14 protein-coding genes and 1 tRNA gene are annotated in these 12456 nt (G+C 72.0%); 4 read left to right on the top strand and 11 right to left on the bottom strand.

The features are described from left to right. Positions 1-209: 209 nt before the first annotated feature. From ACFV6E_RS20905 to ACFV6E_RS20880, 6 genes are all read right to left on the bottom strand, one after another. Complete coding sequence (locus ACFV6E_RS20905; protein WP_385463421.1) at positions 210-1259, bottom strand: SigB/SigF/SigG family RNA polymerase sigma factor; 1050 nt, start codon at positions 1257-1259, stop codon at positions 210-212. Between the two features lie 223 nt (positions 1260-1482). Then, entirely contained in the window at positions 1483-1659 is a 177-nt protein-coding gene (locus ACFV6E_RS20900; RefSeq protein WP_385174837.1) for a hypothetical protein, read from the bottom strand. A gap of 174 nt (positions 1660-1833) precedes the next feature. Further along, a tRNA-Ser gene (locus ACFV6E_RS20895) sits at positions 1834-1918 on the bottom strand. Positions 1919-2046: 128 nt separating this feature from the next. Next, a complete protein-coding gene (locus tag ACFV6E_RS20890) occupies positions 2047-2574 on the bottom strand; it encodes a nucleoside deaminase (protein WP_385463470.1) in 528 nt (175 codons plus the stop codon). Positions 2575-2658: 84 nt separating this feature from the next. Next, on the bottom strand, positions 2659-3195 hold the full coding sequence (locus tag ACFV6E_RS20885) for a hypothetical protein (protein WP_385174875.1): 537 nt from the start codon (positions 3193-3195) through the stop codon (positions 2659-2661). Between the two features lie 250 nt (positions 3196-3445). Then, complete coding sequence (locus ACFV6E_RS20880; protein ID WP_385463418.1) at positions 3446-3619, bottom strand: hypothetical protein; 174 nt, start codon at positions 3617-3619, stop codon at positions 3446-3448. Positions 3620-4051: 432 nt separating this feature from the next. Between ACFV6E_RS20880 and upp the strand changes: the two genes are divergently transcribed. After that, complete coding sequence (gene upp, locus ACFV6E_RS20875) at positions 4052-4687, top strand: uracil phosphoribosyltransferase (protein WP_385161288.1); 636 nt, start codon at positions 4052-4054, stop codon at positions 4685-4687. 6 nt (positions 4688-4693) lie between these two features. Here the strand turns inward: upp and ACFV6E_RS20870 are convergent, their stop codons facing one another. The 5 genes from ACFV6E_RS20870 to ACFV6E_RS20850 all read right to left on the bottom strand — a co-directional run bounded on the left by ACFV6E_RS20870 (position 4694) and on the right by ACFV6E_RS20850 (position 8336). Next, positions 4694-5344, bottom strand: coding sequence for a LytR C-terminal domain-containing protein (locus ACFV6E_RS20870; RefSeq protein ID WP_385463415.1), 651 nt, complete (start codon positions 5342-5344; stop codon positions 4694-4696). Between the two features lie 100 nt (positions 5345-5444). Then, positions 5445-5741 carry a type II toxin-antitoxin system VapB family antitoxin gene (locus ACFV6E_RS20865; RefSeq protein ID WP_003999914.1) on the bottom strand — a complete coding sequence of 99 codons (297 nt, stop codon included), beginning with the start codon at positions 5739-5741 and terminating at the stop codon, positions 5445-5447. Between the two features lie 149 nt (positions 5742-5890). Further along, positions 5891-6034, bottom strand: coding sequence for a hypothetical protein (locus tag ACFV6E_RS20860; RefSeq protein ID WP_385463412.1), 144 nt, complete (start codon positions 6032-6034; stop codon positions 5891-5893). A gap of 658 nt (positions 6035-6692) precedes the next feature. After that, positions 6693-7388 (bottom strand): HdeD family acid-resistance protein, encoded by a 696-nt coding sequence (locus ACFV6E_RS20855; protein ID WP_385161282.1) that lies wholly within the window; start codon positions 7386-7388, stop codon positions 6693-6695. 153 nt (positions 7389-7541) lie between these two features. Beyond that, positions 7542-8336 (bottom strand): siderophore-interacting protein, encoded by a 795-nt coding sequence (locus tag ACFV6E_RS20850; protein ID WP_385463409.1) that lies wholly within the window; start codon positions 8334-8336, stop codon positions 7542-7544. A gap of 136 nt (positions 8337-8472) precedes the next feature. Here ACFV6E_RS20850 and ACFV6E_RS20845 point away from each other — a divergent pair, with 136 nt between their 5' ends. From ACFV6E_RS20845 to ACFV6E_RS20835, 3 genes are all read left to right on the top strand, one after another. Continuing rightward, positions 8473-8976: a cupin domain-containing protein gene (locus ACFV6E_RS20845; protein ID WP_385463406.1), complete on the top strand. Its 504-nt coding sequence runs from the start codon at positions 8473-8475 to the stop codon at positions 8974-8976. Positions 8977-9041: 65 nt separating this feature from the next. Next, positions 9042-9938 carry an SDR family NAD(P)-dependent oxidoreductase gene (locus ACFV6E_RS20840; RefSeq protein ID WP_385463403.1) on the top strand — a complete coding sequence of 299 codons (897 nt, stop codon included), beginning with the start codon at positions 9042-9044 and terminating at the stop codon, positions 9936-9938. 461 nt (positions 9939-10399) lie between these two features. Next, complete coding sequence (locus ACFV6E_RS20835; protein ID WP_385463467.1) at positions 10400-12268, top strand: copper resistance CopC/CopD family protein; 1869 nt, start codon at positions 10400-10402, stop codon at positions 12266-12268. Positions 12269-12456 lie beyond the last annotated feature (188 nt).

Raw genomic sequence — 12456 nt, 5'->3', positions numbered from 1 at the left:
CGCTCCCGTCTGAGGAACGCAGCCTCCACCTGAATACCGGAGGCGAGGCTGCGGCAAACGCGCTTCACGCAGAATGTCACATGTCGGCAACACGCTGTAGTGACATGTCGACATCGAAGTGCCGAATCGGCCCTGGAAAGAAGGGGTCTGACGGTTTTTTGGCGCAGAACTGCCGGGAACGGGGCCGCTGGGCGATTCGCTCTCAGTGGTTACGCGTCGATCCGATTTGCGGATCGAAGACGCGCGAAGCTACGGGCCAGAAGCCTTGACACATGCATCTGGGACACGCCCAGTTCAGCGCTGATCTGAGACTGCGTGAGATTGCTGTAGTAGCGCAGCAGCAGAATCCGCTGTTCGCGTTCGGGCAGTTGTACGAGAAGGTGGCGGACCAGGTCCCGGTGTTCGACGCCGTCGAGCGCCGGGTCCTCGTAACCGAGGCGGTCGAGGAGTCCGGGCAGTCCGTCGCCCTCCTGTGCGGCCTCCAGGGACGTCGCGTGGTACGAGCGCCCGGCCTCGATGCAGGACAGGACCTCTTCCTCGGTGATCCGCAGCCGCTCGGCAATCTCGGCGGTCGTCGGGGAGCGTCCGAAGGCGGTCGTGAGGTCCTCGGTCGCGCTGTTCACCTGCACCCACAACTCGTGCAGCCGACGCGGTACGTGCACGGTGCGGACGTTGTCCCGGAAGTACCGCTTGATCTCCCCCACGACCGTCGGCATGGCGAAGGTCGGGAACTGCACGCCCCGGTCGGGGTCGAAGCGGTCGATCGCGTTGATCAGGCCGATCGTGCCGACCTGGACCACGTCCTCCATCGGCTCGTTGCGGCTGCGGAAGCGGGCCGCGGCGTAGCGGACGAGGGGGAGGTTCGCCTCGATGAGCGCTGCCCGCACCCGGCCGTGCTCGGCGCTGCCCGGCTCCTCCTCCTTGAGCCGGGCGAAGAGCACCTGGGTGAGGGCCCGGGTGTCGGCGCCGCGGCGCTTCTCCGGAGGGGCGCTGTCCGGGGTGTCGGGCGCGCTGTCGCCGGAGGGGGTGGAGAGTGCGCTGGCGCCGGAGGGCGCGTTGTCGTCGGAGGGCTGGGCCGGGGCGGGGGGTCTGCCGCTGTCGGACGGCTGGGCCTGGACAGTGGCTCCCTGGGCGGTGGCTCCCTGAGCGGTGGCTCCCTGGACGGTGGCTCCCTGGACGGTGGCTCCCTGGACGGTGACTTCCTGGACGGTGACTTCCTGGACGGTGACTTCCTCGGGTGGCGCAGTACTGGCCGACACGGTCAACGCCACCTCTTCGTCCGTAGAGCTCCGTTGACCGCACTCTGTCGTCTGCCGTCAACTCATCCGTCAAAAGCGGTCATAGCATCACAAGACATGTGCACTGTGTGCAAGCACCCCGTAACGACGTGTTGGGTCCGCGCACACAAAAGTGCCCCCCGCCGGTGGTGGCGAGGGGCCGTGCGGTCGGGGCGTCGTCGGGAGGGTCCGGCGGTCCAGTGGTTTAGTGGGCTCCGTCGGCGATCCACGTCATGAAGTCGCCGACCGCCTGGGCGGCGTTCGAGATGCCCTCGAACGCTATCTGCACGTAGTCGGCGGCCTTGGCCGGGTCCGTGATGATCACGTAGAGCGCGAAGACCACGAGCACGTAGACGGCGATCTTCTTCACGTTCACCGCCACCGCGGCCTCCCCTGTGCCTGCTGTGCCTGTTGTGCCCCGGTGGGCCCCCTGTTGCCGGCGGTGAGTGTATCCCGGCCATGTGTTCGTGGGCCGGATGAAGATCGCGTTTCCACCACCTCCTCACCTCCCGCGAACGCACGAAGGGCCCCGCCTTTCGACGGGGCCCTTCTCAAGCGGTAGCGGAGGGATTTGAACCCTCGGTGACTTGCGCCACACTCGCTTTCGAGGCGAGCTCCTTCGGCCGCTCGGACACGCTACCGAGGGAGACCCTACCCCAAGGTGCGGCCTGGTCAGAAATCCGTTTCCCGTGAGCTGCCGGTGGCCCTGTCAGCGGTCTCGTCAGCGGTCTGGGCAGCGGTCTCCTCGGGGGTCTGGGCAGCGGTCTGGTCAGCGGCTGCGGAAGAACGCTGTCAGGAGGCTCGCGCTGTCCTCCGCCAGGACGTCGCCGATCACCTCGGGGCGGTGATTGAGCCTGCGGTCGCGTACGACGTCCCAGAGGGAGCCGGCCGCACCCGCCTTCTCGTCACGCGCGCCGTAGACGACCCGGTCGATCCGGGACTGTACGAGCGCGCCCGCGCACATGGTGCACGGCTCCAGGGTGACGACCAGCGTGCAGCCGGTCAGACGCCAGTCGCCTGGTCGGCGGGCCTGGTCGGGGGGTGGTGCTGGTGCGGAGGCGGAGGCGGGGGCGGCAGCGGGGAGCGGTGCGGTCCGTAGGGGCTCTGTGGTCCGCAGGGTTTCCGCGGCGCGGCGGATCGCCAGGATCTCGGCGTGCGCCGTCGGGTCGCCGGTGGCCTCGCGTTCGTTGTGGCCGGTGGCGAGCACCGTCGTACCGTCCGCGGACAGTACGACGGCGCCTACGGGTACGTCACCGCCCCGGGCGGCCCGGCCGGCCTCCTCCAGTGCGAGCCGCATCGCGGCCCGCCAGGGATCGCGTACCGGATCGGGCCCCGGTGTCTTCTTCCTTGTGCTGCTCACCCGGGGAACCTACCGGGGGGACTAGCGGACGGTCTCCAGCACCTCCGCTGCTCCCAGGGCGTCGGCGATCGTGCTGAGCGCTTCGCCCTCGTCGAGGGCGAGCAGTTCCTTCTCGCCGACTCCTAGGTCGGACAGGACCTCGCGGTCCCCGACCGGGCTGTGCGGCACGGCCTCGCCGGACGCGCCGTCGTCTTCGTCGTCGGAGTCCTCGGCCTCCCCGTCTTCCGTGCCGTCGAGGTCGAGGGAGTCCAGGTCGGCGACGTCGTCGTCGCCGGGCTCCCTTCCGAGCAGTTCGTCCGTGAGCAGGATCTCGCCGTACGAACTGCGGGCTGCTGCGGCGGCGTCCGAGACGTAGATACGAGGGTCCTCCTCGCCGTCCACGCGGACGACGCCGAACCACGCGTCCTCCTGCTCGATGAGCACGAGCACCGTGTCCTCGTCGACCGAGGCCTCACGTGCGAGGTCGGTCAGGTCCGACAGGGTCTCCACATCGTCGAGCTCTGTGTCGCTCGCTTCCCACCCGTCTTCGGTGCGCGCGAGCAGTGCGGCGAAGTACACCGTGACTCTCCCACTGGTCATAGGCGTGCCGGTTGGGAATCCCCCCGGCGGAGGCTGTGGGCGGGAGCGCTGCGATGAGCCCCACCCACTCGGAATCGTGGCAGAAACAAGGCGTTCAGGGGATGTCTTCGGCCTGCTGTGTCTGCCTCTTTTGATCGCTACCAGCGGGATCGTACGCGGCCGGAGGCTCTGCGTACGCGTGCGGCGGTGCCGGGGAGGACGCCGGGGCGGGGCCGGAGGTGGGGTGCGGCTACCAGCGGAAGGTGCGCATGCGCATGGCGTGACGGAGGCGGGCGACCTTGGCGCGGCGGGGCTGGACGCGGTCGCGCAGTTCGCGCGCCTCGGTCAGTTCGCGGAGGAACCTGGCCCTGCGCCGCCTGCGCTCGGCCTCGGTCTCCCGCTCCGGCTCGCTCCGCTCCGGCATTGGCACACCACCCCAGGTCCGTCCCTCCCACTTTCCCTCGGTCGGCGGGTTTGATGCCAGCCGACCGAGGAGGCGGGTGCGGTTCGCGCCTGACGGTCCGGGTGCGGTTCGCGCCTGACGGTCCGGGGGTGGTTCGCGCCTGACGGTCCGGGGGTGGGCGCGCCTGATGGGCGGGTGCGGCTGCGGGGCGCGTCCGGTGGTCGGGTGGGGCGGGGCCGTGCCGGTACATCCGCCCGTCGCTTGCGTGGTCGCCCGACCCTGTCAGGAGGGTGCCCTCTCATGACGACCACGCAAGCGACGGGCATCTGATGTACCGGCACGGCCCCTCCCGTGCGTACGCGGCTGCGGGTCCTCGGTGCTCGGTGCTCGGTGGCCGGTGGCCGGTGGCAGTGGGCGCGGGCCCCGTCGTGGGGGCCCGGTTACTGTTGGGGCATGCGTCTCCATGTCGTCGACCACCCCCTGGTCGCTCACAAGCTCACCACGCTGCGCGACCGCCGCACCGATTCCCCGACCTTCCGCCGGCTCGCCGACGAACTGGTCACCCTGCTCGCCTACGAGGCCACGCGGGACGTGCGGACGGAGCAGGTCGACATCTCCACCCCCGTCGCCGACACCACCGGCGTCAAGCTGTCCCACCCGCGGCCCCTGGTCGTGCCGATCCTGCGGGCCGGGCTCGGCATGCTCGACGGCATGGTGCGGCTGCTGCCGACCGCCGAGGTGGGCTTCCTGGGCATGGTGCGCGACGAGGAGACGCTCCAGGCGTCCACGTACGCCACCCGGATGCCGGACGATCTCTCGGGCCGGCAGGTCTACGTGCTCGACCCGATGCTGGCCACCGGCGGCACGCTCGTCGCGGCGATCCGGGAGCTCATCTCGCGGGGCGCGGACGATGTGACGGCCGTGGTGCTGCTCGCCTCGCCGGAGGGCGTCGAGGTCATGGAGCGCGACCTGGAGGGCACGCCGGTCACCGTCGTCACCGCCTCCGTGGACGAGCGGCTGAACGAGAACGGTTACATCGTGCCGGGTCTGGGCGACGCGGGCGACCGGATGTACGGCGCCGCCGAGTAGCCCTGCTCAGCAGCTCTGCTTCTTCGTGGTGGGGGAGGGCGTCGGCGCGGGCTCGGCCAGTACGGCCAGGGCCTTGTCGGCGTCCTTCTTCTGCGTCAGCGACTTGAAGCCGGTGCCGATGATCAGGTCGACCTCGGTGGCCTTCTTGCGGCCGTCGGTCTTCGTCTGCGCTCCGGAGAGCTGGGTGTTGAGCACCGGCAGCGCCGTCGTGGCGGCGTCCTTCGCGCCGAGCAGTATCCCGGGCCCGTCGACCTTCTTGTCGTACGCGGCCGTCGCGTTGCCCACGTCGCCGATGCGGAAGCCGCGCTTCTTCAGTTCGTCCGCCGTTTCCTTGGCGAGTCCGCTGCGCGGCGTGGCGTTCAGGACGTTGACGGTGATGCCGCCCGGCTTCGGCAGGGTCTTCGCCACCGTGGCCGTCGTGGGGGTCGGGCTCGCCTTGGTGACACAGTCGGCCTTGGCGCCCGCCGACGCGGACTTGCCGCCGGTGAAGACGTGGACGAGCTGGAGGGTGCCCCAGCCGATCAGTCCGAGGGCGGCCACGGACGCGATCACGAGCAGCACCAGCCGGCGGCGTCCCTTGGGTCGCCGCATGCGCGGGTACTTGTCCCCCGTGATTCGGTACTGGCCGCCCATGCCCGGGGGAGTCAGCATGCTCATGAGCGCAGACTAGTGCGACTTGGCGACGATAACTACTAAATGATCATCCACCGGGGGCCAGTCCAACCCAAAAGGGCCAACGGGTGGACGGAAGAGTGAATCAGTCCAGCTCGAGCACGCGTGCGTGCAGCACCTGACGCTGCTGGAGTGCCGCGCGGACGGCCCGGTGCAGTCCGTCCTCGAGATACAGGTCGCCCTGCCACTTCACCACGTGCGCGAAGAGGTCGCCGTAGAACGTGGAGTCCTCCGCGAGGAGCGTCTCCAGGTCGAGCTGGCCCTTGGTCGTCACGAGCTGATCGAGGCGGACCGGGCGCGGCGCGACGTCCGCCCACTGGCGGGTGCTTTCCCGGCCGTGGTCGGGGTACGGCCGGCCGTTTCCGATGCGCTTGAAGATCACACGGAAAGCCTACCGGTCAAGACCTTCCGGGCGCAGCCATGGCGACGTAGTGCGACGTTGCAAAAACCGCCCCGAATGCGGGCGAATCGGTAACTGTCGCTTTCTCGCGGCCGGCGGCCGTCCCCCGCTGGGGACGGCCGCGTCGGCGGTCAGCCGTCTCCGTGCTTCCGCGAGGGTGCGTCCTCGCGCTGCTTCTCCGCTCCCTGCTGGGACTCCGGCTTCCGTTTCGGAGCGTTGCGCACGGCCTCCGCGCGCAGCAGGGCGTTCAGGATCGCGTACGGGTCTGTGGGCATGGCTGTGTCCTTGGTTCGCTGTGAGAGGGATCGGGAGGGTGGCCGAAGCCGTGCCTCTCAGCAGCGAAGGACCACACAGCGCAGTGCGGCGAGGGAGGGGTGGGGGGCGGTGCGGCAGGGAGGGGGAGGGGCGGGAGCGTGCGGTTTCGCCGGGGGTGGGAGGGGCCTTGCGGGGGTGGGGGTGCCTTGCGTCTGGCGGGCCGGAGGGCGCAGGGCCGTGTCGAGAATGTCTTGTTCGGCCGGGCCGCCCGGTTCGGAGCTCACGGCGGTCGGCGGCGCCGTGCACGCCAGTGCCTCGGGGTGCGGGCCCACCGCCACCGCCAGTACCGCCGCCACCACGAGGATCAGCAGGCGCAGCCAGGAAGCAGAGAAGGCGGAGGAGGCAGAGGGGGCAGAGGGGGTAAAGGGGGTGCAAGGGGGAGGGGAAGCGGAGGGAGCAGGGCAGGTGGAGGCGGAGGGGCGGGTGGATACCCGGCTGCCGGGGCCGCCTCGTGCCCGCCCGCCGGTGTGCGGCGAGTGCGGCGGGCACGGGCAGGAGCTCATGAGAGGACTTGTCCCCGCCGGGAACGTGGGTCCCATCGGGGCGGCCGCCAGAAACGCCCTCTTGGCGTACGGAGCGGGCGCGGTGTTGACGTCCCGCAGTGGTCGACCGTTCCGGTCAGAGGAAGCGGGGGGCCAGCCGGGTGCCGTCCTTGTGGATGCGGATCGCGGTGCCGATCTCCACCACGCCGACCGCCAGGAGCCAGATGCCGGTGACGACGGCCAGCACGGCGACCGACTTGAACGGCGAGACGATGAGCACCACACCGGCCAGGAAACTGATGATCCCCAGGAAGATCTGCCAGCCGCGGGCCGGCGTCTGCGGGTCGGAGACCGCGGCCAGGGTCTGGGTGATGCCCCTGAACAGCCAGCCGATGCCGATCCACAGCGCCAGCAGCAGGATCGACTGCATCGCGCCCTTGAAGCAGAACAGGCCCAGCAGGATGGACAGCACGCCGCTGATGAACGCCATCACCCGCAGCGAGGTCGCCACGTGCGTGCCGAACGCGGCGGTGAGCTGGAGCACCCCGCTGAAGACCAGATAGAGCCCGAAGATGATGCCGGCCGCGAACAGCGTCGCCTTGGGCCACGCCAGGATCATGATCCCCAGGACCAGCGCGGCGATCCCCGTCGCCAGCACCGCCTGCCAGGCCGAGCGGGAGAGGAGGTCCATGGGGTGGTGCCCGGGAGGCGCGGGGGGCGCAGCGGTGGCTTCCGGAGGGCCGACTCGCTCGCCTTCTGTGCGCCGGGCCTCGTGCACCCGGCGGTCGTCGAAGTCAGGGCTCCGCGGGGAGCCGTTCGGTACCTCGGTCATATTTCATGTTCCGACCGGATGCGGGTGGTTCGCCACTCGGAGCGCGGGGTCGGCCGAAAGGCGCGGGCGCCCGGCACCGGTTATCGGCCGAAGGCGCGGGCATCGGGCATCGGGCACGGGTTATCGGCCGACGGGTGCCACCGCTCTCGTGGGTCAGGCCGCGCGCCAGTAACCCAGCGCGTGCACGCGGTGTTTGGGCAGGGCCAACTCCTTGCGTACGTAGGACGAGAGGGTGCGGGTCGTGGCCGTGTCGCAGGCGATCCACACGTACGGTTCCGGTTCGTCCCGCAGGAGCGCGGGCAGGGCCGACCGCACCTCGTCGACCAGGTGGGCGCCGCCGTCGCGACGGGGCACCGTCCGCAGTTCGTGACGCGACGGGGTCGCCCGTAGGGCTATGCCGTCCCGGTCTGTGCGGGCGGCGGGGGCGCCGGCTGAGGTGATCGGGGTGATCGAGGTGATCGGGACCGGGCTGTCCGTCTCCAGCCAGATCGTCGCGGGAGCCGTGCCCACCGCGGTCAGCAGGGAGTTGATCGCGGGCAGCGACGCCGGGTCGCCGATGGCCACGACCCGGGAGGCCACGGGGCGGGGCGGTACGAAGCTCGTGCCGTGCACCGTCGCCCCGATCGTGTCCCCGGGCGCCGCGGACCGCGCCCAGTCGCTCGCGGGACCGTCGTGCAGCGCGAACTCCAGGCTGAACGTGCCCGCGACCGGGTCCGGGGCGACCAGCGTGTACGCCCGCTGGTGCGGTCTGCCCGCCCTCTCGAACCACAGCCGTATCCACATCGTCGGGTGGACGCCCGCTGTGGTGAGCATGCCGCCGTCGGTCAGGTGCACCCGGCGGTAGCGCGGGCCCACGTCCTCGGCCCCGGTCACCGTGCACACGAAGTCCCGGCCGCCCAGCAGTCTGAGCACCGCACCTTCCCAGCCGTGCCCCTGACCAAGGCCCATGGCGTTTCTCCGCTCTCCGTCTCCGCGTACGGTTCCGAGGTGAATATCGAGTTAGGTTAGCCTAACCTTATTCATCTTGCCGGGGGTCGCGGGGAAAACAGCCAACGGTTCCGTCCCCGCTCAGTAGCTTGGTGGGATGACGCCCGAAGATCTCGTCGCGCACTACGGTCTCGAGCCCATCCCCCGGGAAGGCGGCCGCTTCCGGCAGACCTGGGCCGGTCCCGAGCGGCGCGACGGCCGGCCCGAGGGCACCGCGATCGTCGCCCTGCTCACCTCCGCACCGGACGACTTCTCGGCCCTGCACCGGCTGCCCGCCGACGAGACCTGGCACTTCTACCTCGGCGCACCGCTGGACATGCTGCTCCTGCTCCCGGACGGCGCCACGCGCACGGTCGTCCTGGGACCGGACGTATTCGCGGGCCAGCACATCCAGTACACCGTGCCCGCGGGCACCTGGATGGGCGCGCGGGTCGCCCAGAGCGGCGCGAGCGGTGAGGGTGGCGCGGGCGCCTGGTCGTTCTTCGGGTGCACCATGGCTCCCGGCTTCATCCCTGAGGGGTACGAGCACGGTGTCGCCGCCGAGTTGATCGCCCGGTATCCCGACGCGGCCGCGCACATCACCGAGTTGAGCCGCCCGTGAGCGCCGGGAAGCGGGATGCGGGGGAGTGGAGTGCCGGGGAGCGGGATGCCGCGGAGCGGAGTGTCGTGAAGCGTACGGGGGGTGCGGCGGGGCTGCTCGCCGGGCAGGTCGCCCTCGTCACCGGCGCCGCCGGCGGGATCGGCCGCGGGATCGCCCTGAGCCTCGCGCGCGCGGGCGCCGCGGTCGCGGTGCACCACCGGACGTCCGCCGCCGGTGAAGTCCTCGCCGCGGTACGGGAGACGGGCGCCGAGGCGGTCGCGCTGCGGGCCGACCTGACGGACGACGACGCCTGCCGACGGCTCGTCCTCGACGCGGCCGACTGGGCCGCGAGCCTGCGTGATCCGCAGGATCCGACCAAGTCCCGCCGGCTGACCGCACTCGTCAACAACGCGGGCGTACAGCCCACTCAGGCCCTCCCCGGTATGTCCCTCGCCGACTGGAAGGCCGTCGTCGACACCAACCTGTCGAGCGTCTTCTCGTGCACCCAGGCCGCCGCGGAGGTCATGATGCGCGGGACCGGAAGTGACACCGGAAGTGACACCGGAAGTGACACCGGGAGCGATGCCGGGAGCGATGCCGGGAGCGACATCGACGCACGTGTCCGTGGCGGCACCATCACGCACATCGCCTCCATCGAGGCGGCCCGCCCTGCTCCCCTGCACGCCCACTACTCCGCCGCCAAGGCGGCCGTCGTCATGCACGCCCGCTCGGCCGCCCTGGAGTACGGCCCCCACGGCATCCGCGTCAACACGGTCTCCCCCGGTCTGATCGACCGCGACGGACTCGCCGACGCCTGGCCGGACGGCGTACGGCGCTGGCGGGAGGCCGTCCCCACCGGCCGGCTCGGCCGCCCCGAGGACGTCGGTGACGCCTGCGTCTTCCTCGCCTCGCCGCTGGCCTCCTGGGTCACGGGCCACGACCTCGTGGTCGACGGGGGAGTCTCGGCCCGTCCGACGTGGTGAGCGCACGGCCGCGTCCGTCCGTATGTAGCCGGGACGCGAGGAGCCCGGACGGACACATGGACCGAGAGACGACAGGCGACGTACGCGATGACCGATACGAGGGTGGGCGAGACGGCCGAGGGCGGTGGGGCGGCCGAGGCCAGCGGGTCGGCCGAGGGCGGCGGATCGGTCGAAAGCAGCGGGTCGGCAGGGGGTGGCGGATCGGCCGGGAGCGGGTCGGCAGGGGGTGGCGGATCGGCCGGGAGCGGGTCGGCAGGGGGCGGCGGATCGGCCGGGAGCGGGTCGGCAGGGGGCGGCGGATCGGCCGGGAGCGGGTCGGCGGAGGGTGGCGGATCGGCCGGGAGCGGGTCGGCGGAGGGTGGCGGATCGGCCGGCAGCAGGTCGGCGGAGGGCGGCGCACCGGTGGTGACTCCGGCGCTGTCGTCCCCCGTAACCGGCGACGGCGGACCCTTCACGGCGTGGTGCTGCTATGTGCCGTGCTGGTCCTGTTCCTCCTCGGTGGCGCGGGCCCCGCGTCCGCGCACGCCGTCCTCACCGGAAGCGACCCCCGCGACGGAACCGTCCTCAAGTCGGCCCCCCGCCACATCACCCTGACCTTCACCGAGTCCGTCGGGCTCCTCGACGACTCCTTCCGGGTGCTCGACCCCGGCAACCGGCGCGTGCGCACCGGGGATGCCGGTCACGCCGGCGGCCGTTCCGCCACGGCCCGCGTCACCCTGCCCCGCGACCTCGGCACCGGTACGTTCACCGTGGCCTGGCGGGTCGTCTCGGCGGACAGCCACCCCATCTCCGGCGCCTTCACCTTCTCCGTCGGCAGACCCTCGGACACCAGCGCCGTCCTGCCGGCCGAGGCCACCGGGGGCACGGTCGCCGGCACGCTCTACGACGCCGCCCGCTACGTCGCGTACACCGCCGTCGCCCTGCTCGTCGGGGCGGCCACGTTCGGCGTGGTCACCGGCTGCGGCGGGGTGCGCCGGCTGCTCGTGACCGGCTGGTGGGCCCTGGTCCTGGCCACCGTCGCGCTGCTGCTGCTCCGCGCCCCCTACGAACGCGGCAGCGGTCTGACGTCGGTCTTCGACCCCTCGGCCCTCGCCGCCACGCTGACCGGCCGGCCGGGGACCGCCCTGCTCGCCCGCCTCGCCCTGCTCGCCGCCGCGGCCCTGCTCCCCGTACGCGGGCCCGGCGGCCTGCTCGCCCGGGAGCCCGAGGACCCGGGCCCGGGGCCCGGTCACGGGGGAGTGGTCGTCGCCGCGGCCCCCAAGGGTGTCGTCGTCTCAGGCGGGCTGCTCGCCGTCGGGCTCGCCGGGACCTGGGCCGCCGCCGAACACGCCTCGGCCGGGATCCAGGTCCCGGTGGCCATGACGTCGGCCGTGCTGCACCTGCTGGCGATGGCGGTCTGGCTCGGCGGGCTCGCGGCGCTGCTCACGGCGCTCCACCGGATCCCCGACGACCTGCTCCGGCAGGCACCGCTCCGGCGGACGGTGGGCCGGTTCTCCCGGCTGGCCTTCGCCGCGGTGACCGTCCTGGTCGCCACCGGCGTCTACCAGTCCTGGCGCGGCCTAGGCTCCCTCGACGCCCTCGCCACCACCTCGTACGGCAGGATCCTGACCGGCAAGCTCATGGCGGTCGTGCTGGTGCTGACGGCGGCGGCGTACTCGCGGCGCTGGGCGGCGCGGCTGCTGACCGCGGCGGACCGGCCGGCCGCCGCCACCGCCCGGGTCCCCCAGGTCCCCCAGCCGGTGGGAGCGCCCGCCCCTCCCGAGGACGCCGCCTCCGACACCGTACGTACGGACGCCCCGGACGCCGTACCTGCCGAGGTACCGGCGGGGGACGGGCCGGTGTACCGGCGTGCCCTGCGGCGGTCGGTCCTGGCTGAGGTCGTGATCGGGGTCGTGGTGCTGGTGATCACCACCGTGCTCACCGGCACCCAGCCGGGCCGGGCCGAGGCGGAGACGGCGGCCGCCTCCGAGGCCGCGGTGGCGGGCCGGCCGACCGACACCACCAGCACCGTCCCGTTCGACATGGGCACGTCGGGCGGACGTGGCAAGGTGCAGATCGACCTGGCGCCGGGGCGGGTCGGCGACAACACGGTCCAGGCCGTCGTCTTCGGCGCCGACGGGGGCCTGGCCACCGTGCCCGAGCTCCGCCTCAGCTTCACGCTGGCCGCGCAGGACATCGGCCCGATCGACGCGAACCTCACCGACAAGGGCGGTTACTGGGGCACGGACGCCGTCAACCTGCCGCTGTCGGGCAGCTGGACGATGAGGATCACCGTCCGCACGACCGACATCGACCAGGTCACGGTGGAACGGACGGTACGGATCGGATAGCCGCACGGGCGGCGGACGGCACGGGACCTCCCGCTACCGTGCTCGGCCCGGCGGCCAGCCCGGTGGCCGGTCCGGCTGCCAGCCCGGCTGCCAGCCCGGCGGCCAGCCCGGCGGCCAGCCCGGCTGCCGGTCCCGTTACCGTGCTCGCTCCCGCTTCCGCCCTCGCTCCCGCTTCCGCCCTCGCTCCC

It is taken from the genome of Streptomyces sp. NPDC059785 (assembly GCF_042732375.1).
Lineage (GTDB): Bacteria > Actinomycetota > Actinomycetes > Streptomycetales > Streptomycetaceae > Streptomyces.
The sequence above is the reverse complement of the archived record's forward strand: the minus strand, read 5'-3'. Positions and strand labels throughout refer to the sequence as shown.

Excerpts from the sequence above, each read along its gene's own strand:
- ACFV6E_RS20890 (WP_385463470.1), bottom strand. The coding sequence starts at position 2,574 with ATGCGGCTCGCACTGGAGGAGGCCGGCCGGGCCGCCCGGGGCGGTGAC.
- ACFV6E_RS20880 (WP_385463418.1), bottom strand. The coding sequence starts at position 3,619 with ATGCCGGAGCGGAGCGAGCCGGAGCGGGAGACCGAGGCCGAGCGCAGG.
- upp (WP_385161288.1), top strand. The coding sequence starts at position 4,052 with ATGCGTCTCCATGTCGTCGACCACCCCCTGGTCGCTCACAAGCTCACC.
- ACFV6E_RS20870 (WP_385463415.1), bottom strand. The coding sequence starts at position 5,344 with ATGAGCATGCTGACTCCCCCGGGCATGGGCGGCCAGTACCGAATCACG.
- ACFV6E_RS20860 (WP_385463412.1), bottom strand. The coding sequence starts at position 6,034 with ATGCCCACAGACCCGTACGCGATCCTGAACGCCCTGCTGCGCGCGGAG.
- ACFV6E_RS20855 (WP_385161282.1), bottom strand. The coding sequence starts at position 7,388 with ATGACCGAGGTACCGAACGGCTCCCCGCGGAGCCCTGACTTCGACGAC.
- ACFV6E_RS20850 (WP_385463409.1), bottom strand. The coding sequence starts at position 8,336 with ATGGGCCTTGGTCAGGGGCACGGCTGGGAAGGTGCGGTGCTCAGACTG.
- ACFV6E_RS20845 (WP_385463406.1), top strand. The coding sequence starts at position 8,473 with ATGACGCCCGAAGATCTCGTCGCGCACTACGGTCTCGAGCCCATCCCC.